The 22206-nt window shown below is 46.9% G+C and carries 10 protein-coding genes; 9 read left to right on the top strand and 1 reads right to left on the bottom strand.

The genetic code is table 11. The features are described from left to right. Nucleotides 1-96: 96 nt before the first annotated feature. From AXF23_RS01835 to AXF23_RS01805, 4 genes are all read left to right on the top strand, one after another. Nucleotides 97-1299 carry an MFS transporter gene (locus tag AXF23_RS01835; protein ID WP_107624106.1) on the top strand — a complete coding sequence of 401 codons (1203 nt, stop codon included), beginning with the start codon at nt 97-99 and terminating at the stop codon, nt 1297-1299. Nucleotides 1300-3266: 1967 nt separating this feature from the next. Beyond that, the gene (locus AXF23_RS01815) at nt 3267-5291 is read left to right on the top strand and encodes an Eco57I restriction-modification methylase domain-containing protein (RefSeq protein ID WP_107624104.1); all 2025 of its coding nucleotides are present in this window, start codon (nt 3267-3269) and stop codon (nt 5289-5291) included. Continuing rightward, complete coding sequence (locus AXF23_RS01810) at nt 5291-8638, top strand: DEAD/DEAH box helicase family protein (protein WP_107624103.1); 3348 nt, start codon at nt 5291-5293, stop codon at nt 8636-8638. The genes AXF23_RS01815 and AXF23_RS01810 overlap by 1 nt, the downstream gene beginning before the upstream one ends. 384 nt (nt 8639-9022) lie before the next feature. Then, a complete protein-coding gene (locus AXF23_RS01805; RefSeq protein WP_158267677.1) occupies nt 9023-12196 on the top strand; it encodes a sialidase family protein in 3174 nt (1057 codons plus the stop codon). Nucleotides 12197-12539: 343 nt separating this feature from the next. Here AXF23_RS01805 and rbr read toward each other — a convergent pair whose 3' ends face one another. Next, a complete protein-coding gene (rbr, locus tag AXF23_RS01800) occupies nt 12540-13193 on the bottom strand; it encodes a rubrerythrin (protein ID WP_107624101.1) in 654 nt (217 codons plus the stop codon). 818 nt (nt 13194-14011) lie between these two features. On the opposite strand from rbr, the gene AXF23_RS01795 reads away from it, so the two are divergent. From AXF23_RS01795 to AXF23_RS01775, 5 genes are read left to right on the top strand one after another with little or no spacing between them, the layout of a single operon-like run. Next, the gene (locus AXF23_RS01795; protein WP_107624100.1) at nt 14012-17113 is read left to right on the top strand and encodes a SusC/RagA family TonB-linked outer membrane protein; all 3102 of its coding nucleotides are present in this window, start codon (nt 14012-14014) and stop codon (nt 17111-17113) included. A 31-nt stretch (nt 17114-17144) separates the two neighbouring features. Continuing rightward, on the top strand, nt 17145-18698 hold the full coding sequence (locus AXF23_RS01790; protein ID WP_107624099.1) for a RagB/SusD family nutrient uptake outer membrane protein: 1554 nt from the start codon (nt 17145-17147) through the stop codon (nt 18696-18698). A gap of 36 nt (nt 18699-18734) precedes the next feature. Beyond that, entirely contained in the window at nt 18735-19826 is a 1092-nt protein-coding gene (locus AXF23_RS01785; protein ID WP_009010232.1) for a glycoside hydrolase family 18, read from the top strand. 16 nt (nt 19827-19842) lie between these two features. After that, entirely contained in the window at nt 19843-21003 is a 1161-nt protein-coding gene (locus AXF23_RS01780; protein WP_107624098.1) for a BT_3987 domain-containing protein, read from the top strand. Between the two features lie 19 nt (nt 21004-21022). Continuing rightward, entirely contained in the window at nt 21023-22030 is a 1008-nt protein-coding gene (locus AXF23_RS01775) for a discoidin domain-containing protein (protein WP_107625763.1), read from the top strand. Nucleotides 22031-22206: the final 176 nt, after the last annotated feature.

Raw genomic sequence — 22206 nt, 5'->3', positions numbered from 1 at the left:
AGTCGGACGTCCATCTGTCGTCCGACTCTCTTCGATTTAACAAGCTATAAACAAGCTCACAATACAATTTTTCACCTAAACTAATGTTTATCTAATATGACACAAAAGAATAACTATCTATTTCCATTGGCCATTATCGGCCTCTTCTTCTTCTCTATTGGCTTCGCATTAGGCATCAACTCCTATCTTATGCCAGTCTTGAAGAACGCTATGCACATCTCTGGTGCAGCGTCAAGTCTGTTGCTTGCAGCAACGTTCATTCCCTTCTTGCTCTTTGGCATCCCTGCTACGCATTGCATCCGACTGATAGGTTACAAGCGTACGATGGCACTCTCGTTTGCTATCTTTGCTGCAGCCTTCGCTTTGTTCATCCTTGCTGCGAAGCAGAACTCGCTGACGTGGTTCCTTATCGCCAGTTTCGTCAGTGGCGCAGCCAATGCTGTTTTGCAGGCATCGGTCAATCCCTACGTGACTATCTTGGGTCCGCTCGACTCTGCCGCACGCCGTATCTCGTGCATGGGTATCAGTAATAAGCTCGCATGGCCAGTGACGACTCTCTTCATCACCTTGGTGATTGGAAAGGGAATTGGCGACACTCAGCTCTCCGACCTGTACCTGCCTTTCACCATCATCATCGCTATCTTCCTCCTCTTAGGCGTCATTGCACTCTTAGCACCACTGCCCGACGTGAAGGCAGCAGGCGAGGACGAGAGCGACACAACGGCCAGCTCTAACTCTTACGCTGATGGTAAGACGAGCATCCTTCAGTTCCCTCACCTCCTCTTGGGCTGTCTGGCCCTTTTCCTCTACGTGGGTGTCGAGACGATATCACTTGCCACAGCGACAGGTTATGCACAGTCCTTGGGCATAGAAGGCGATAACTATGGCTTTATCCCATCCGTGGGAATGATCGTAGGCTACATCTGTGGAGTCATCTTCATACCACGTTATCTCTCTCAGGCAGCGGCCATGCGCATCTGTGCCATCATCGCCCTTGTGGGTAGTATAGCCGTAGCCGTAGTCCCCAACCCCGTCTTCTCGGTTTGTTGCATCTTCCTCATGGCCTTAGGATGTTCGTTGATGTGGCCTGCACTATGGCCTTTGGCAATGGCCGACCTTGGTAAGTTCACCAAGGCAGGTTCGTCATTACTGACCATGGCCATCGCTGGTGGTGCCGTCATGCCATGGGTGCAAGGACTCGTACAAGACGCTTTCTCCTATCAAACCTCCTATTGGGTCAGCGTCCCCTGCTTCCTCTTTATCCTCTATTATGGGCTTGCAGGGTATAAGGTGAGGTAGGAGTTGTAACACACAAGATAGTGGCCAACACACAACTACAGCTGGCCAACACTCTACACCAGCTGGCCCCTCCCCCGGCCCCTCCCCCGTAGGGAGGGGAGTAGTATGTGAGGTTACCCCTACTGGCCTGCTAACATGGTTCTTGGATAGTTCTTTCTCTCACAGTGGGGAGTTTTATCTCTCACAGAGCGCACAGAGTTCACGGAGTTTTTTGGCGCACGTTTCGAGCCCACAGAAGGCCTCCGGCATACAGAGTTCACAGAGCGTTACTGCTAAAGATGGGGGTTAAGTGATGGTTGTTAGGTGTTGATGATTAGCCATAGGGGTATCTCGGTGATTACGCCCCTCCCTTCGGGGGAGGGGAAGGGGGAGGGGCCATCATCTTTCTGAACCTTGTGTGTTCTGTTCTTCTGTGTTCTTCTGTGAGAAAAAGAACAATTGCGAGACTCGCTGGGGAGTTTTATCTCTCACAGAGCGCACAGAGTTCACGGAGCTTTTTGGCGCACGTTTCGAGCCCACAGAAGGCCTCCGGCATACAGAGTTCACAGAGCGTTACTGCTAAAGATGGGTGTTAAGTGATGGTTGTTAGGTGTTGATGATTAGCCATAGGGGTATCTCGGTGATTACGCCCCTCCCTTCGGGGGAGGGGAAGGGGGAGGGGCCACCATTAGCAGGAATACTAATCATTCAAATAGAAGGTGTAAAGATATTTTACACACTATTCCCTTCTACATTCGAGAAAAGGCTGAGTATGCAACAAGAACATGCCCTTCTGCGTTCAAGAACATGCTTTTCTTGCGTCAAGAAGGGCGTCTTCTACGAGCAAGAAGGGCATATACTCGAACGCAAAACGTAACACGCTGATTTCTTGTTGGTTACATCCTCGGTTGTAGGCGATGATATATGCGTGTGTCGAGAGTGGTCAGCTTGGTGGGTTATAAGGATTTTTTATCGTTCTACTGCGCCTCACCTCTCACAGTTTTCACCCCAGCGTTAGCAGAAACGCTCTGTGAACTCTGTATGCCGGAGGCCCTCTGTGGGCTCGAAATGTGCGCAAAAAGGCTCTGTTAACTCTGTGAGCTCTGTGAGAGAAAGAACTACCCAAGAACTCTCAAGCGTCCTTTCTCTTACAGTGGGTGCATTCTATTTCTCACAGAAAAACACAGATGAACAGAACACACATCATTCCACAGAGACATTAAGTCAACCGATCACACAGAGCGTTACAGCTAATGTTAGCTAATCATCAACACCTAACACCCAACACTCAACACCCGACATCAGCTGTAACGTTCTGTGAATTCTGTATGCCGGAGGCGTTCTGTGAGATCGAAATAGTGCGCAAAGGTTCTGTTAAATCCGTGAGTTCTGTGAGAGAAAAAACTCCCCAGCAAGTCTCATAGGCCTAATCTCATATCGAGGGTGCGTTCTATTTCTCACAGACTTACACAGAAGAACAGAACACACAAAGGTACACAGAGACATTAAGTCAACCGATTTCACAGAACCTTACAGCCAACGTTAGCTAATCATCAACACCTAACACCCATCACTCAACACCCACCTTTAGCTATAACGTTCTGTGATATCTGTATGCCGGAGGCCTTCTGTGGGTTCGAAACGTGGGTGGAAAGGTTCTGTTAAATCTGTGAGTTCTGTGAGAGAAAAACTCCCCAGCGTGAAAGAAAGAACTCCCCAGCGATTTGTTTGTGTGACATCTCATAGCGAGGGTGCGTTCTATTTCTCACAGATTTACACAGAAGAACAGAACACACAAAGGCCCACAGAGACATTAAGTCAACCGATTTCACAGAACCTTACAGCCAACGTTAGCTGTTCATCAACACCTAACACCCATCACCCAACACCCAATAACCCAACACCCAACACCCATCAGACCCCTTTCCACTCTTGCATAACTCCCAAGAAAGTTGTAAATTTGCAGGAAACAAATCTTTAATAACATCATGTCAGAACCTATAGACATCCTTGAAGATAGATTGCTACGAGACGAACCGGGGCTGCTTGAAGTGCTCTTAGTCGACCATTCCACTCAAAAGAATATCTTTTGGGCTACGGATAGTTACGTCGCTGAGGGCGATGGCTACGGTTGGCACGATAGTATCACCGTGTCGGCTATCACGGGCAAGCATGGTAGTATTATCATGCCAAGAGCCTTGAAGACAAAGGACGAACAGCTGCGACGCTCGCGACAGATGGCTGAGGTGTTCACGCCTGCATGGCTCGTTAAGAAGATGAACGACGCTATCGACGACGAATGGAATCGTGCACAGGACGGACCGAAGGACGGGTTGGAGCCGTGGCAACGCTATGTTCTGACTACAGAGTTGGAGATCTCGTGTGGCGAAGCACCTTTCCTCACATCCCGATACGACACTGTTACGGCCGAGCCTATCCCTATTGACGAGCGTGTCGGACTATTAGACCGCAAGTTGCAGAGGGTGAACACGTTCGCTACCGATGCCGAATGGACACGTTGGGCACTTCTTGCCTTAGCACATGTCTACGGTTATGAGTGGCAAGGCGACAACCTCCTCTTGGCACGTGAAGCCCTCCTTGCCACCTTTGTAGACTATCACGAACAACGCTTCTCATGCCGACCAGCAAAGGACATCATCCGTAAGGCGGCAGAGATAATAGCATGGAACGTATGGCAGATGGACGGTCTGAAAGCCGTTGTCCCAGCCTCTTGTCATGACGAGAAGACGGTTGAGGCGGGATTGTTTGAGACCATTGAGACCATCACACCGTGCGCAGGTTGTCTGAAGGACGATGTCTTACAGCATAACGGACAGCAATGTCGACTGCGTAGATGGCTGCCATCAGCAACAGAGACACCCGACAGTTTCGAGTGCAATTACACGGACTTTATTACCAAAAAACATAAAACATACCATAAAAGAAAATGGCTTATGAGATTTGATTTCGTCGTTGGAAATCCACCATATCAGGATGAGACAGTAGGAGGTAATACTTCTTTTGCTCCTCAAATCTATCATGTTTTCCTTGATGCATCATATAAGGTATCAGACAGAGTAGAGCTGGTTCATCCTGCAAGATTCCTATTTGATGCAGGCTCAACACCGAAAGAGTGGAACCGTAAAATGCTACAGGATAAATCATTTAAAGTACTTGAGTTCTATCCAAATGCCGCCAGTGTTTTCCCTGGAATAGAATTAACTGGAGGTGTTGTTATATCATATCATGATACTACAAAAGACTTTGGAGCGATTGGAGTCTTTGCTGCCTACGAAGAACTAAATAGTATCCTTCGAAAAGTTAATACCTCCTTAGAGTTTAAGTCCATGGAAGACATAGTTATTACAAGGACGATATATAGGTTAACAGATAAGCTTCATGAAGATTTCCCAGAAGCAAAGGGTCAATTAAGTAAAGGGCATGCTTATGATATGTCTTCAAACGTATTTGATGTTTTGCCACAAGTCTTTTATGGAGAAAAACCATGTGACGATAATGAGTATATTCGGATGTTAGGAAGAAAAGAAGGTAAGAGAGAATATATGTTTATACGTCGAGATTATGTTAACACAAGTAGGATCTGTAATGTAGATAAATATAAGGTAGTCCTATCTAAGGCTGATGGTGCAGCGGGAACTATAGGTAAACCTATCCCTGCAAGGGTCATTGGCAAATCACTTATAGAGTGTCCTAAAGAGGGAACGACTGAGTCCTTTATTAGTATAGGAGCTTTTGATACGGAGGAAGAAGCACTATCTTGTCAAAAATATATTACTACAAAGTTTGTAAGAACATTGATTAGTATATTAAAAGTAACGCAAGAGATAAATCCGTCTAAGTTCAAGTATGTCCCCCTCCAAGACTTTACTATGTCTTCTGACATCGACTGGTCGCAGTCTATCTCATCGATAGACTTGCAGCTATATGATAAGTATGGACTATCGGAGGAGGAGCGCAACTTTATTGAAACACACGTTAAGGAGATGGACTAATGAGAACACCTAAGATACAGACCAGCCACGTTGTCTTACCTAAGATATATGCTTACACTACGCCTGGAGTTACTTACCATGATGGTTGGGTGAAGATTGGCTATACCGAACAAGACAGTGTTGAAGATAGAATCAGACAGCAGTGTCACACGGCTAATATCGCTTGGATATTAGCGTGGCAGGGCAATGCTGTGTATGAAGGGACGAACGAGACGTTCTTAGACAAGGCTTTCCATTCTTATCTAAGCAAGTTAGGTTATGCGCAAGAGCCGCTGACCGAGTGGTTTAAGATTGGTACGGACGAGTCGAAGTATAAGTTTTATGAGTTCCGAGAGAACCGTGGTATTGTCAAAGGAAAGGCCATACAGCAATATCAACTACGCGAGGACAGCCAGGGAGAGGCTGTGCGCATGACGATAGACAGCTTTAAGCACTGTCCTGAGACGGAGTTCCTTTGGAACGCAAAGCCCCGCTTTGGTAAGACACTCGCCGTCTATGACCTTTGCATGAAGATGCAGTTTCGTAACGTGCTTGTCGTGACAAATCGCCCAGCCATTGCCGACTCATGGTATTCTGACTACCTAAAGTTTGTCGGTGAAGAGCAATATCTCTTTGTGAGTCGTGTGCAGGCATTGCTACAGCGCAAGCCTAAGCCCTGTCTTACTCGTCAGCAGTATGTAGAGGAGATAAAGCATGGTAAGGGTACAAAGAACTGTATTGAGTTTGTCAGTCTACAGGACTTGAAGGGCTCAATCGACTTTGGTGGCAGTCATAGAAAACTGGAGGAAGTGGCCCAACTAACGTGGGACTTGCTGGTTATAGATGAGGCCCATGAAGGCGTAGACACCTATAAGACCGATGTAGCCTTCGACCATATACACCGCAAGCATACGCTCCACTTGAGTGGAACTCCATTCAAGGCACTGGCTAACGACAAGTTCCCTCCGGGCTCAATCTTCAATTGGACCTATGCTGACGAGTGCCGTGCTAAGGCACAGTGGGACGAGTCAAAGGGTCATAACCCCTATATAGAGCTGCCAAGACTCAATATGTACACCTATCGAATGAGCGACATCGTCATAGAGAAGGTGAGCCAAGGTGTGGAGATAGATGGCGACACGGAGGCCTTTGCCTTCGACCTTAACGAGTTCTTCCGAGTAGAGCATGGACGCTTTGTGCATGATGAGTCGGTTGATAAATGGCTCGACGCTCTGAGCCGTCAACCCCGTTATCCCTTCTCAACCGAGGCTTTGCGCAAAGAGATAAGGCATAGCTTCTGGCTATTAAACCGTGTTGATGCGGCCAAGACATTGGCAAAGAAGCTAAGAGACACACAACGACATCCAGAGTTCGCAAGCATTGAGATAGTTGTTGCGGCAGGTGATGGCAAGAGTGATGAAGACGAGGTTATAGAAGACGAGAGCTCATTGGCTCGTGTGCGCAAAGCCATTGAGGAGCATCCACAAGGGACGATAACCCTCTCTGTGGGTCAGCTGACGACGGGAGTAACAGTCCCTGAATGGACGGCTGTGTTGATACTCAGTAATATCAAAAGCCCTGCACAATATATGCAAACAGCCTTCCGAGCACAGACGCCCCACCTCTATATGGACACTGACGGACGGTATCATAGGAAAGAGAATGCCTACGTCTTTGACTTTGACCCAGCCCGCACGCTGACAATCTATGAGGAGATGGCCAACGGACTATCGGTTGACACGGCTTCGGGGGGTGGTGATGTAGACACGAGAAAGGCGCATATTAGAGAGTTGCTGAACTTCTTCCCCGTGATAGGCGAGGATGAGCAGGGAGAGATGGAGGAGTTGGATGCCGAACAGGTGATGCTCATCCCTCGACGAATACGCTCTAAGGAGGTGGTGAGAAGTGGCTTTATGAGTAACTTCCTCTTCGCTAATATCGCTAATATATATAGTAGTTCTCCAGGCTTGATGAATATCATCAATAAGTTTGAAGACGTAAAGGAAGCAAAGAATAAGAGCATTGACACGAACGATGTAGAGCAGTTGTCTCGTGAGGTGGATGCCGATGGTAATGCACAACCGAGTGCTGAACAAATAGCTGAAAGACAGCAGCGTCTGTTCGGAGAAAAGATCTTCGGTGACGATGAAGACGTAGAACAACAGATTAACGAAACGCTCCAAAAATATCGTGAAGCAAAGGAGAAGAAGGGAAAGAGTGCCGAGGAACAGTTGATAGACAATTATACTAAAGTCCTGACAGGCACAGTGATAACCCATGCTAAGACACACGAGGAGTCGAAGGAGGACGCCCTCACGAAGCGTAACCAGGGTGTTGCTGCCTTGAGAATAAGAAAGGCTGTAAACGAGCAGATAGGTAAAGACTGTTATCAAGCAGCCGTTGATAAGAATAAGTTAGACCTACGGTGTAAGGAGGAGTGTGTCGGGAAGACAACACAACAGCAAGACGATATTCAGAAGAGATATGATGCAAAGAAGCAGACTATCGACGACAGGTTAGAAAAGAAGGTACAAGAGAAGAAGACAGAACTCTTGAATGCAAGTGTGGAAATCGTTGCCGAGGTCTATGAGCAGCAACGCATTGACAAGAAGAAGGGGGATGTGAACGAGCTTGTTCGTAATCATCTACGAGGCTTCTCACGTACGATACCATCGTTCTTGATGGCCTATGGTAATGAAGAAACAACCTTGCAGAACTTTGATAAGGATATTCCAGAGGAGGTGTTCTTAGAGGTAACGAGTGTGACGAAAGAGGAGTTTCGATTGTTGAGAGACGGAGGCGACTATATTAATAAGGACACTGGCGAGAAGGAACACAGTAGGGGTCACTTCTTCGATGAGGTGGTCTTTAATGATTCCGTTAAAGAGTTCATGGCCTTGCGGAGGCGTTTAGCCAATTACTTCGAGCCTACCAACGAGGAAGATATATTCAATTACATCCCCGCACAACGTACGAATCAGATCTTCACACCTAAGGAGACGGTACGCAGAATGGTAGACTTACTTGAAGAGGAGAACCCCGGCTGCTTCGATGACCCACGTAAGACGTTCGCCGACTTGTATATGAAGTCGGGGCAATACATTACTGAGATTGTGAAGAGACTCTATAACAGTAAGGGTATGAAAAAGGCTTATCCAGACTCGGAGGAACGTATCCGCCATATCTTCAAACACCAAGTGTATGGACTTGCCCCAACCGAGTGTATCTACCGTATCGCCCTGCGCTATATCCATGGATTTGATGAGACAATCCATATCTCAGCGTCTGATCATCACTTGAGGCAGGGCGATAGCTTGCCAGCGGCTAAGGAGGGAAGGATGGAGGAGTTCTTAGATGATGTGTTTTAACAGGCCCTTCATCCTATGTAGAAACAATCTTCTAAAATATAACTTTCGATTTTCCTGTCACTTCTGTCATCTTTTCTCGCTCGTAACAGACTGTGAGATAGGATGCTACAGGAAATGTTAAATGTGACAGCAAACTAAAAACAAACTAAATAGTAGATGTATAAACATTTTATAGCAATCGTCCTTTGTGGCCTTACTACAACTTCTTGGGCCTCGAACACGTGTTCTTCTCGGATGTCTGATGGGGTGGGGATGCCCACTGCGGTCAGTAGTTGTGAGCCTCAATTAGCCTTATTGAGCAGGAAAGGGAATGTATGGTCTTCTCTGCTTGTTGCCCAAAGGAGGAGGGACAGAACGTGGACTCGGATCGTGACAGGGGAGCGCATGAGGACTAATAACCAACGGACTCACGCAGACTATCGGCAGACTCAGATGATGACAGGGGAGAGTAAGATGGCGAATGGGCTACTGCTACACGCAAACTATCGGCAGACTCAGATGATGACAGGGGAGCGTATGATGACTAATGGGCTGAGTGTGCAGGCGGCAGGAGCGTCGTCACTTCATCCCTTTGTGCCCACAACCATTGTAGGAGGTGATTTTGCGGAGGGCACACGATGGTACACATTGAAGTTCAAGAACACCACCTTGGCCGTTGCTGCGGCTGATGGGAGTATCAGTGAGGTGGCTGCAACGGCGGGGAATGTGGACCGCACGATGCCGCAGCAGCCTGACAATCAGCTTTGGTGCTTTGTTGGTAATGAGCAGGAAGGCTATACACTATACAACAAAGCCTTCGGTACGACGAAAGCACTTGTCGCTGTGGCCCCTGCAACGAATACGGCTGAGGCAACGATGGAGCCGTTGGAGGGTAATACGAAGTGTGCTAAGTGGTGGTTCTCGGCATCATCCAACCTCTCTTCAGCCTTCACCGACCCTGTTTATATGCAATTGCGAGATGCCAATGGATACGCCTTAAACCTCAGCGGGCAGTCGGGTCAGATCTGTTTCTGGACTGGTGGAAAGGACAATGGGTCGACGGTTCTCATCGAACCTGCCTTTGCGACGGTGCTTGAGGCACGTGTGCTCGACCCTGATAACGCCACTTTCTATCGACAAGACAGGAAGACAAAGGGACAAGCATGGAACACTTATCTCATTTCTAACGCTGGTGATCCGGTCGTGACCTTGGCCAATGCGAATGGAAAAAACAATATCGGATATAGCAGTGCGACGTCGCCAAAGACGATTATCATCTCAAGTAAGAATAGTCAGAACTATACGCTCTCAGTGGAGAAAGGCTATGTCATTACGGGCTATAGCTTTTCTTTCAAAGGAGAGACGGCTTCGACGACGGTAAAGGATGTGACGACAGCGAAGACAGAGACGGCAACGAAGACCGCTGCAAAGATTTTCTCGGTGGACGGCATAGCCTTGCAGAGTATTCCGTTTCAGGTGTTGACGGACGCAGCCCATATCCAACAGCTGACGATACAGATAGCCCCTGCCGTCGGGGAGGTGCTGAAGAAGCAGATAGCCGACAATGAGAAATATCAGACAGCAATCGTCTTTGATAACACGAAGTCGCCCTTTGGCTATCGTATCCCTGCTCTGGGGCAGGATGGCAACGGTAAGCTCTTTGTGGCGGTAGACCTCCGTCGGACGGGGTCGGACATCGGTATGGGGAATGGACATAACGATATTGTTATGAAAACCAGCTCAGACCATGGCGCAACATGGGATGCTAACTATCGTACCATCGCTGCTGGTGATGCGCAACAAGACCATAGTTCGAAGCAGTGGACTTACAGCTTTGGCGATCCCTCTATCGTTGTCGATCGGAACAATCCGCAGAATGTACTCGTGATGTGCGTCGGTGGACACACAAGCTTCTTTGATAGTCGGTACGAACAACCCCAACATGTGGTGCGATTGCATAGTAGTAACGGTGGAGAAACATGGACGAAGGACTCGTTGACCTACCAGATATACAACTTGACAAAGAACAGTTTGGGCGGTAAGACGAATGGTCTGTTCCTGACAAGTGGGAAGATTATGCAGAGCCGATACGTTAAGCAGGGGGCTTATAACCGTTTGTATATCGCTTATCCAACGAATAATACCAAGCAGAACGCCACCTTTGTTGTCTTTTCCGACGATTTCGGTGCAACGTGGAAACTACTCGGTGGACCGATGCAGTTGCCAAGTGCAGGCGCTGACGAGTCTAAGGTAGAGGAGTTACCAGACGGTAGTGTGCTGGTGAGTGTGCGCAATCGTGGTTCAAACTCACGTGGGTATAGTCTCTTCACCTATACCGACATCGCCAAAGGAGAGGGCCGATGGGAGTTTCAAACGAATGCTGAAGCGATGAACAATGCGGTCAATGCGGTCAATGGCGAGATACTCATTGTCCCAGCACGGCGTGTGTCGGATGGCAGGAAACTCTTTGTAGCCTTACAGAGTATCACCCATTCTACGGCACGAGAGCGTGTGGGCGTGTATTTCAAGGAACTTGCTAACTACGAGAGTTACGCTACAGCGACGGCCTTAGCAGCTGATTGGCACAAAGGAAAGCAGGTGAGCCAGATTGGATCATGCTATACGGGGATGGAACTGTTGTCGAATGATAAGATAGGATACGTCTACGAGGAGGAGGCAACAGGCGGTATCGGGGGATATAACATCATCTTCAAGCAGATTCCTTTGGAGGACTTGACGAACGGACGATATGTCATCGACCACACTGTCGACCGTGGTCCTTATATCCAACAGGCTGCCGAAATGCTTCGCTCACGTGTTCACACTTATCGACAGGCTAATGGGAAATATGTCGGTATGCCTGTGGCTGCGGGATTGACAGGCGTTGAGACTTCGCTCGATGGGGTCGGTGCGGCCCTCGCTACGGCTGCGACAGGTGGCGATGAGACAGCATACTTTCATGCACAAGAGGCGATGGCTGCAGCACAAAAGCAGCTCCTTAGCGGTGTGACACGTGTGAAGATTGAGCGTGGGAGGTGGTATCGACTGACAAACAACCTAAAGCGTAATGTGGTACTAACGACGGATGGCACGCAACTCAAGCAGGGTTCTGTTAGTACATCACCGACCGATCCGGCCGTACTCTTCCAGTTCATTGAGACTACCGAGGGGTATTGGACGATAAAGAATGCGAAGCATAAGGTGTTCGCTAAGCCTACGCTACGAACGAACACACCGCTGTTAGTAACTGATAATAAGGCTGATGCGGGCCGATACACCATCGTGTCGACGATAGACGGACGCAGTTATCTACAGAGCATGGACCCTGCCCAAGCGGCTTACCCAGCCATCCATGCCGATAACAACGGTAACATCGTCGCATGGACCATCACCTCTGATGCCTCCCAATGGTTCATTGAGCCCACTGACTATCACGAGACAGACGATGCCATCCGCCTCGCTCCTGTCCTCTCCACCGCTCCCCATACCATTTATAACCTCCATGGTCAGCGTCTCAGTCCCCATTCTCTCCAGCACCGTGGTGTGTATATTGTTGATGGGAAGAAGGTGGTATATTAAAGAATAAGCATAAATGAAAAAAAGAAAGTTATAGAGAGTCTCATCCTGAAAACTTCGCTACGGTCAATGATTATCGTAATCCAATTATTGCTGAGGCTATGCGTGGAATGAAATACGTTAATATGTTTAACCGAGGCATTCTTTGGAAATAGAGCTATCGTATCGATGGGAAAGGAAGGTTCATGCTATCCTCATGGGTTGGAGAAATAAAGAATAGTAGATTAAAACGATTAATTAAAGAAATACGAGATATGTGGGAGAGAGGGGACAAACAAAATGCCAAGACCCTTACGGACCTTGGCATGATATGGTAAACGCATTTTGGAATTATGCTTGCGTTGTATTAGTAGTTTGTCTCCTCAATCTGGAAGAAGCTCTGTGGGTGGTTGCATACAGGGCAAACAGCTGGAGCCTTCTTGCCAACAACGATGTGACCGCAGTTACGACACTGCCAGATGCAGTCGCCGTCACGTGAGAATACGACTTTGTCATCGATGTTCTTCAACAGCTTGCGGTAACGCTCCTCGTGGTGCTTCTCAACCTTACCAACACTGCGGAACTTAACAGCCAACTCTGGGAAGCCTTCTTCCATAGCATCCTTAGCCATCTGCTCGTACATATCAGTCCACTCATAGTTCTCACCAGCTGCTGCGTCAGCGAGGTTTACAGTTGTTGTAGGGATATCACCACCGTGGAGGAACTTGAACCAAATCTTAGCATGCTCCTTTTCGTTGCGTGCTGTCTCCTCGAAGAAACCAGCAATCTGCTCAAAACCGTCCTTCTTTGCCTTTGAAGCATAGTAGAGATACTTAGTGTGAGCCTGGCTCTCACCAGCGAAAGCAGTCTTGAGGTTCTGCTCAGTCTTAGTACCCTTCAATGCCTCTGGGTCGAACTCCTTGAACTTCTCTGCCTTAGCGTGACATACTGGACACTCTGCTGGTGCCTCTGTTCCTTCGTAGATATAACCACAAACAGTGCAAATAAATTTCTTTTTCATAATGTTTTTGTATTATAAATGTTATTTCTTGTTTCGCTTATCACGAGCGTGTAGACTAATATCCGCTGATTTTCAACTCTATATATGGGATATTTATACCCTGTAATCATTACAATCTTGCGAGTGCAAAGGTAGAGATTATTTTCCAAACTGTCAATGTTAACGGTCGTTTTTTTCGCATAAACAGACCTATTTAGACAACGAATAATTAGTATTAACAGTGCTTAGAAGGGGTGGGTGGCTGTTCTGGCGGGACTAGCAGGACTGGCGGGGGCTAGCAGGACTGGCGGGACTAGCAGGGCTAGCATGACTAGCAAATCTGGTAATTCGAGTAATGTTATTCTGTCTACAGGATAGTGTTAACTATTCGCAAAGGGAATAAAAAACAGGATAATAGTGTTTATTATTGTTAAAGTATTGATATAGATTAAGTGTTATAGCTGTATAAAGTGTTATCTTTGTAATAACAAAGCTACAGAAAAAACCGTAAGCGCATGAGTAGTCATGGATAACTTTTGGACAATACCTATTTAGTATAGGGAATACCTCTACCATAAGGGACACCGTAAAGAGAATGAGAACTACACTGATATGTATATAAGATGAAATGCTAATATATATTAAGCTGGAGTCCTAATATATATAGCATGGAGTCCTAATATATATAACATGGAGTTCCAATATATATAAGGTGGACCTCTACAGTGTGCGAGTTCTTTATGTTGAGGGGAGCTTTTAGTGGAGGAGGGAAGCCCTGAAGATATAAATAGGTTTACCTAAGTCAGAATAAGATTATCAACAAATATATAAAATAACTAATGAGAAAAGGAAAGATTCTACCAGTAAGTGTTTTCCTATCTTGCTGCTGTTTGAGCGTTTATGCCAGCAATCACGTCAGTTCGTCTGATAATATTGGCAAGAACGTAATCATTGCAGCTACCAAGGCCAATGCCGCAAAGGTAATGGGGACACAGCAATCAAGTGGTGACGTGAAGGTTACCGGAACAATCGTTGACAACTCCGGAGAGCCTGTCATTGGTGCTACTATCCGCGTAAAGGATTCGCAGAATGGTGCAACCACCGACCTCGATGGTAAGTTTGAGATTACGACTCATAAGGGTGCTACCCTTATCATCAGCTATATCGGTATGAACACCGAGGAGGTGAAGGTAACTGGTGATGCCCCATTGAACATCACTTTGAAGGCTGAGGCTCATCAGATTGAGGAGGTTGTGGTAACCGCTTTGGGTATCAAGCGTTCAGAGAAGGCGTTGAGCTATAACGTTCAGAAGGTAGGCGGTGAGAACCTCACAACGGTTAAGAACCCTAACTTCATGAACTCCCTCGCTGGTAAGGTAGCCGGTGTGAACATCAATGCGTCATCAACCGGTATGGGTGGTGCCGCTCGTGTTGTGATGCGTGGACCTAAGTCAATTACCCGTAGCAACCAAGCATTGTATGTAATCGACGGTGTGCCAATCAACAACACCAGTCAAGGAGAGATTTCTGGTGGTGCGTTCAGTTCACAGCCAGGTTCAGAAGGTATTGCCGATATCAACCCAGAGGATATCGAGTCAATCAGCGTCCTCAGTGGTCCTGCTGCTGCTGCCCTCTACGGTTCAGCTGCTGCGCAGGGTGTCATCATGATTACCACGAAGAAAGGTAAGGAGGGTAAGGTAAGCGTGACAGTAAGTAACAGTTCACAGTTTGCTAACCCATTTATCATGCCAGAGTTCCAGAACTCATACGTAAACCGTGCTGGCGAAGTGAAGTCATGGGGTGCAAAGACTCCATCAGTCTATGGAAACTATGAGCCAAAGGACTTCTTCAATACTGGTACGAACATTCAGAACAACGTAGCTCTGACAGCAGGTACAGACAAGAACCAGACCTATATCTCAGTAGGTACAACCAATGCAAAGGGTATCATTCCTAATAACAGCTACGACCGTTACAACTTTGCATTCCGCAATACAACAACGTTCTTGCACGACAAGATGACCTTCGACTTCAACTTCAACTACATCAAGGAGCACGATAAGAACTTGACAGCTCAGGGCCAGTACTTCAACCCATTGACCGCTGTTTATCTCTTCCCACGTGGTGAGAGCTTCGATGCCGTTCGTACTTACGAGCTTTATGATGCAGCCAGAGGTATCAATGTTCAGAACTGGAACTTCGGTGATGCGTTGAGTATGCAGAACCCATACTGGGTAGCCAACCGTATGGTTCGTTCAAACAATCGTAGCCGTTACATGGTTAGTGCAAGTCTTAAGTATAAGATCTTCGATTGGATGGACGTTGTGGGTCGTCTGCGTTGGGACGATGCTAACACAAAACAGCAGGACAAGCGTTACGCAACAACGACTAATCTCTTCGCACACTCAAACTATGGCTTCTATGGTTACGATAAGGTGAACGACCGTTCACTCTATGGTGATATGATGTTTAATATCAACAAGACATTAAACGATTTCTCAGTATCAGCCAACCTCGGTGGTTCGTTCACACGCCATAAGTATAATGTAACAGGATTCCAAGGCGGCTTGAAGGCACCATCTAACCTGTTCACTCCAAACGCAATCGACTACGGTACAGCAACAGCCGACAACCGTCCTATTTTTACCGACAATGCTCACAAGGTGAACTCACTCTTTGCTAATGTCGAGTTAGGCTGGCGCAGTATGCTGTTTATGACTGTAACAGGTCGTAACGATTGGGACTCAGCTTTGGACGGTACCGACAACGTATCTTTCTTCTACCCATCAGTAGGTATGTCAGCAGTCATCTCACAGATGGCAACACTTCCATCATGGATAAGCTACATGAAGGTTCGTGGTTCATGGGCATCAGTAGGTTCAGCTATTTCTCCAAACATCACCTCACCATGGCGTTATCAGTATAACCCAGCGTCAGGTACTTATAGCACCGTAACTTATAAGTTCCCATCCAATTTCCGACCAGAGCGTACCAACTCTTGGGAGGCTGGTTTGACAACACGTTTCTTCAATAACGCATTGACCTTAGACGTCACACTCTATCAGTCAAACACTCGCAACCAGACCTTCCTTCGTCCTATCACAGGCGGTCAGGGCTACTCTTCAGAGTATGTTCAGACGGGTAACGTAAGAAACCGTGGTATTGAGCTCTCATTGGGTTATGGCCATTCATGGGGCGACTTTGCATGGAACACCAACTTCACTTACAGTGCTAACCGCAACAAGATTGTTGAGTTGCTCGACGATCCAAACGAGGTTATCAACCAAGGTGGTTTGAGTGGTGCTAACATCATCCTTAAGAAGGGTGGTACGATGGGCGACCTCTATATGACCAGCGACTTCAAGCGCGACGCAGAAGGCAACATCGCTGTAAAAGACGGAGCTGTATCACAGGTGAACCTCTCTAATCCATCTTATCGTGGTTCAGTACTTCCAAAGGGTAACATTGGTTTCTCTAACGACTTCTCTTGGAAGGGTATCAACTTCGGCTTCGTTGTAACTGCACGTTTCGGTGGTATCGTAATGTCACAGACACAGGCGTTGATGGACGCTTACGGTGTGTCTAAGGCATCTGCTGACGCTCGCGACAAGGGCGGTATCGCAGTAAACAATGGTTTGGTATCAGCAGAAAACTACTATGCTGTAGTAGGTGGTGAGAACCCAATCTGGTCAGAGTATATCTACAGTGCAACCAACGCACGTATCCAAGAGGCACACCTCGCTTACACCTTCCCACGTCGAATGTTGGGCGGTATGGAGCTGACACTCGGTTTGACAGCTAACAACCTCCTCATGCTTTACAACAAGGCACCATTCGATCCAGAGGCAACAGCATCAACAGGTACCTACTATCAGGGCTTCGACTACCTCATGCAGCCAAGCCTTCGCACACTTGGTTTCAACGTGAAGCTGAAATTCTAAAACTAATTCCACTCATTTAATCGAAATATAAATGAAAAAGATTAATATATATAAAGCCATCACTGCCTGCACATTCGCAAGTGCGGTGTTAATCTCAATGCCATCTTGTACAGATGGTTTTCAGGAGGCAAACCGTCCTGGAACGGGTGCTTCTCTCGAAGACTTGTCGCGCGACAACTATCAAACCTCTTCTTTCCTCGTACAGATGGAGAACGAGGCTTTCCCTGAGCAGGAGAATGCTTACCAGATGAACGAAGACCTTATCGGTAACTACTTGGGTCGTTACATGACCTATGCTAACAATGGTTTCGCTGAGAAGAACTTTGCTCGTCTCAATGCTCCTAATGGTTGGGTACGCTATCCGTTCAAGGATTCTATGACAAAGACGGTGTCTGCTTTCAAGGCAATTGACAATGTGACAAAGGGCGAAGGACCAGTTTATGCTTGGGCATTGATTCTCCGTGCACAGTCGTTCATGCGTCTTACAGATATGTACGGACCACTTCCTATCGGTGCTGATGCTACTGACGGTAATGCTTACTCTTCTCAAGAGGATGTTTACAAGAGCCTTATCGCTGACCTCAACAAGGCTACAGACGTCATCAAACCATTGGTTGCTTCTAACCCTAATGTTACTATTGCAGAAGAGTTAGACAAGGTTTATCAGGGTAAGATGGCTAAATGGTTGAAGTATGCGAACTCTTTGAAGCTCCGTATTGCTATCCGCATCCGCTATGTTGAGCCAACATTGGCTAAGCAGTTAGGTGAGCAGGCAGTACAGGACGGCGTCATCACAAGCAACGATGACAACTGCGCTATAGCTTACACACCAAACGGACAGTATAAGACATCCGTAGAGTGGGGCGATAGCCGTGCTTGTGCCGACCTTGAGAGCTACCTCACAGGTTACAACGACCCACGTCTGACAAAGTTCTTTAAGCCAACAGAAGAGGCTGGCAGCCGTTCTATTATCGGCTGTCGTGCCGCTGCAAAGATTGGTAATAAGACCACTGCAGGTAAGGCTTACTCTGCTGCTAACATCAAGATAGACAGCAAGGGCGTATGGCTCACTGCTTCTGAGATGGCTTTCTGTCGTGCAGAAGGTGCGTTGGCAGGATGGAGTAATATGGGTGGTACCGCTAAGAGTCTCTATGAAGAGGGTGTGAAACTCTCCTTCGAACAGTGGGGTGCTGGCGATGCAACGACCTACTTGGCCAATAACACATTAACTGAGGCAAACTATGTCGACCCAATCAGCGATTACGGTGGGAATGTTAATGCTGTCAGCAATATCACAATCAAGTGGGACGACTCAGCTTCTGACGAGAAGAAGATGGAGCGTCTGATTACCCAGAAATGGATTGCAATGTTCCCTAACGGACAGGAAGGCTGGAGCGAAATCCGTCGTACAGGCTATCCAAAGGTATTCCCTTTAGCACAGTCAACAGACTATAGCATCCAAGTTGCCAATCGTATCCCATTTGATATTGATGAGGCTACCAATAACAAGGCAAACTATATTAAGGCTGTACAGCTGTTAAAGGGTAATGACGACTATGCAACCAAGATGTGGTGGCAGCGTTAATACATTATCTATTATATAATAAACATTCGATAAAAAATGAAGAATTTAATAAAGATATTCTTGCTTTCAGCCTGCGCTGCAACGGCTTTCACAGCCTGCAGCGATTGGACTGAAACTGAGGCTAAGGACGGAGCTGACCTTACTCACTCAAATAAGTCGGAGGCTTACTATGCGCAACTCCGTAACTATAAGAAGACTGACCACTCTGTTGCTTTCGGTTGGTTTGGCAACTGGACAGGCTCTGGTGTTACCCACGAGAACTCTTTGGCGGGTCTTCCTGATAGTACTGATTTCGTTTCTCTATGGGGTAACTGGAAAAACCCTTCTGAGGCGATGCTGAAAGACTTGCGTTTTGTTCAGAAGACTAAGGGTACGAAGGTGCTCATCAGCTGCCTTGTTTTCGACATTGGCGACCAGATTACTCCAACCAAGACAGACTCTACCCTCACATGGAAAGAGTGGCGTCATAAGTTCTGGGGATGGGGCAATGATGAGGCTTCACAGATTGCTGCTACTGAGAAGTATGCAAATGCTATCTGCGATACTATCGCTAAGTATGGCTATGACGGTTTCGACCTCGATGCTGAACCTTCATACGCTCAGCCTTTCCAAACCGATAAGGAGCTTTGGCAGAACGCTAAGGTGATGGAGGCTTTCGTAAAGACTATGGGCAAGCGCATCGGTCCTAAGTCGGGTACTGATAAGATGTTCGTTATCGATGGTGAGCCTGACGCTATGGCTGCTGAGTATGGCGAATACTTCAATTACTTCATCCTTCAGGCTTATAGCTCTTCTGGTAACAGTGATCTGAACAGTCGCTTTGCTACACAGGCTACTCATTTCCAGCAGTATCTCACACCAGAGCAGGTGGCTAAGAAGCTCATCGTCTGCGAGAACTTTGAGAACTATGCTGGTAAGGGTGGTGTAAACTTCTGGTTAGACAATGGTCAGGCTGTTCCTTCACTCTTAGGTATGGCCTACTGGAACCCAGTTTACAATAACGTAACCTACCGCAAGGGTGGTGTAGGAACCTATCACATGGAGTACGAATATAACGTGTCTGGAAAGACTGGCAACTATCCTTTCTTGCGTAAGGCTATTCAGATTATGAACCCATCAATCCAATAATCAAGATATTCAAATTATGAAATACAATATTTCTAAGCTTTTCGTCGGAGCTGTGGCTATGGCCTCTCTGACACTGCTGGGCGCATGTAACAATGCTGAATATTCGCCTCTTTCTAATCAGGCGTATATCGCACAGACCAATACTAACGGCAACTCAAGCCAGAATATTACTATCGGTACGTCGGCTGTCACTTCTTCTGTGAATGTGCGTCTGTCCGACCCTGCTACACAGGACTATACCTTCGAGATTGTTGCTGACACAACAGCTCTGGCTGAATACAACCAGCGTAACGAGACTTCTTACAAGGCGCTGCCTGCTAATCTCTACTCTCTCTCTTCTAATGAGGTGACGATTGAGAATGGTAAGTCGGTCTCTTCTGAGGTGACACTGACAATCAACCCATTGACACAGGCACTGAAGGACAGCGGTCTGAAATATGCTGTTGCCCTTCGTCTGAAGAGTAAAGATGGTAAGTATGACGTCTTGAACTCTGGTAGTACTATGGTTTACGTCCTTGATCAGGTTGTTTATCAGGCTGTGCCAATCGTTAACGCTACGCATAACATTCACTTCGCAATGCGTCAGACCTATAACCTTTCACAGTGGACTGTCGAGATGAATGTGAACATCAGTAAGCTCGGTAAGGCGCTTGGCGAACTTAACAACCAGACGCTCTTCGGTGCTTGGGGTAACGATGGGGGCGAGATTTATACTCGTTTCGGTGATGCTCCTATCGAGGGTAACCGTTTGCAGATTAAGACGCAAGGTACACAGATGAACAGTAAGCAGCTCTTCAACGAGAACCAGTGGTATCACCTCGCATTCGTTTGCACAGGTACAAAACTCTACCTCTATGTTAACGGTGCGCTTGATAACTCTATGGACCTCCCTGGTAAGACAACTAACCTCAGCAACACCTTTAACTTCGGTAACACAGACTACCTCAAGGCAAACGTGAAGGTGAGCGAGTTACGCTTCTGGACAGTGGCTCGTACACAGGCTCAGATTGCTAATAACATGTATGCTTGTGACGCTAAGAGCACCGACTTGGAGGCTTATTGGAAGCTCAACGAGGGTCAGGGCGATACCTTCAAGGACGCTACTGGTCATAACAACACAGGTAAGTGTGTAGCTGTTCCTACTTGGGAGCAGAACGTAAGAATTGATGGTAAATAAGTCAAAAGGAAACTCAAATATGAAAATAAACGTATTCAAGTCAGTGTTGGCAGCCTCTTTGGTTGCTGCCACACTGGCATCATGTCAGAGCGAGCCAGAAGTTGGTAGCACGCTCTACCCTACTGCAGAAGAAAACTACTCTGCAAAGGCATATCTCTACACTGGTAGCAGTGAGGGCAACAAGGTGTCGCTTGCAGGTGAGAAGTCGGCAACAGCTGTTACCTTGACAGGTGATAGCGCACAGTTCTACGTAAGACTGTCTTCTCCATCTGAGAAGGATGTTACTGTTACATTGGCTGCTACATCTGACGGTGTTGAGGCTAACAGTAGCGAAGAGGTGATGAGCACTGACGCAATCCGTCTTAACAAGACATCTGTTACCATCGCAAAGGGACAGCTGACCTCTGAACCCATCACTGTTAAGTTGGTCAATGGCGATGCACTCAAGAATCTGACAATGTTGAAGAACGGTGTGACATCTGTTGTTATGAAGAGTGTTGATGGTGCAGAAACAGCAAAGACAAACACTAAGGTGGTTGTAGCAACTAACTTCACCTTCGATAACATCAATGCATCTGGTACGCTCAATGCAGACAAGCAGATTGCATTGAACGAATATCAGATGTCAACTACACTCAGCAGTTCTAATGCAGCAAAGTTGAATGATGGCGATAACAACACCTATGTGTATTCATATACCTATTATGAGCCAGAGTTTACAATGGCATTCAATAGCACAAAGGAACTGATTGGTGTTGGTATCCTTTGCAACTACACAAGCTACGGATATGGTGTGAAGAAGGTGGCTGTAGCTACCAGCTTAGACGGTAAGACATGGACAAACATGGGTACTGCCACTGCAGCCTCAACCTATGATGATGATACTCCATTCCCAATTGTATTTAATACTCCAGTAACATGTAAGTTTGTTAAGCTGACAATCCTCCAGAGCTTTGACACAAGCGAGAACCCACGTTTCTTGATTGGTGAGATTGGTGCTTACGAGTATCTTGATTGGAACTTATGAGTAAGCGTTAACTTCTATCCGCTCATAGTAGCGCATACAGCTTTAGCCTCCGAAGTATTCCTTACTTCGGAGGCTTTTTTGTAGTCCATAATTCAACCATAATTCACAATCTTTTCTCCATTCATCAGTCATTATTCATTATTATGTTTATTACTATTAGCTGTGTTTTATAGTCG

The organism is Prevotella sp. oral taxon 313 (assembly GCF_003043935.1).
Classification (GTDB): domain Bacteria; phylum Bacteroidota; class Bacteroidia; order Bacteroidales; family Bacteroidaceae; genus Prevotella; species Prevotella jejuni.
This window is presented reverse-complemented; position numbering and strand designations above follow the sequence as displayed.

Excerpts from the sequence above, each read along its gene's own strand:
- AXF23_RS01835 (WP_107624106.1), top strand. The coding sequence starts at position 97 with ATGACACAAAAGAATAACTATCTATTTCCATTGGCCATTATCGGCCTC.
- AXF23_RS01815 (WP_107624104.1), top strand. The coding sequence starts at position 3,267 with ATGTCAGAACCTATAGACATCCTTGAAGATAGATTGCTACGAGACGAA.
- AXF23_RS01810 (WP_107624103.1), top strand. The coding sequence starts at position 5,291 with ATGAGAACACCTAAGATACAGACCAGCCACGTTGTCTTACCTAAGATA.
- AXF23_RS01805 (WP_158267677.1), top strand. The coding sequence starts at position 9,023 with ATGAGGACTAATAACCAACGGACTCACGCAGACTATCGGCAGACTCAG.
- rbr (WP_107624101.1), bottom strand. The coding sequence starts at position 13,193 with ATGAAAAAGAAATTTATTTGCACTGTTTGTGGTTATATCTACGAAGGA.
- AXF23_RS01795 (WP_107624100.1), top strand. The coding sequence starts at position 14,012 with ATGAGAAAAGGAAAGATTCTACCAGTAAGTGTTTTCCTATCTTGCTGC.
- AXF23_RS01790 (WP_107624099.1), top strand. The coding sequence starts at position 17,145 with ATGAAAAAGATTAATATATATAAAGCCATCACTGCCTGCACATTCGCA.
- AXF23_RS01785 (WP_009010232.1), top strand. The coding sequence starts at position 18,735 with ATGAAGAATTTAATAAAGATATTCTTGCTTTCAGCCTGCGCTGCAACG.
- AXF23_RS01780 (WP_107624098.1), top strand. The coding sequence starts at position 19,843 with ATGAAATACAATATTTCTAAGCTTTTCGTCGGAGCTGTGGCTATGGCC.
- AXF23_RS01775 (WP_107625763.1), top strand. The coding sequence starts at position 21,023 with ATGAAAATAAACGTATTCAAGTCAGTGTTGGCAGCCTCTTTGGTTGCT.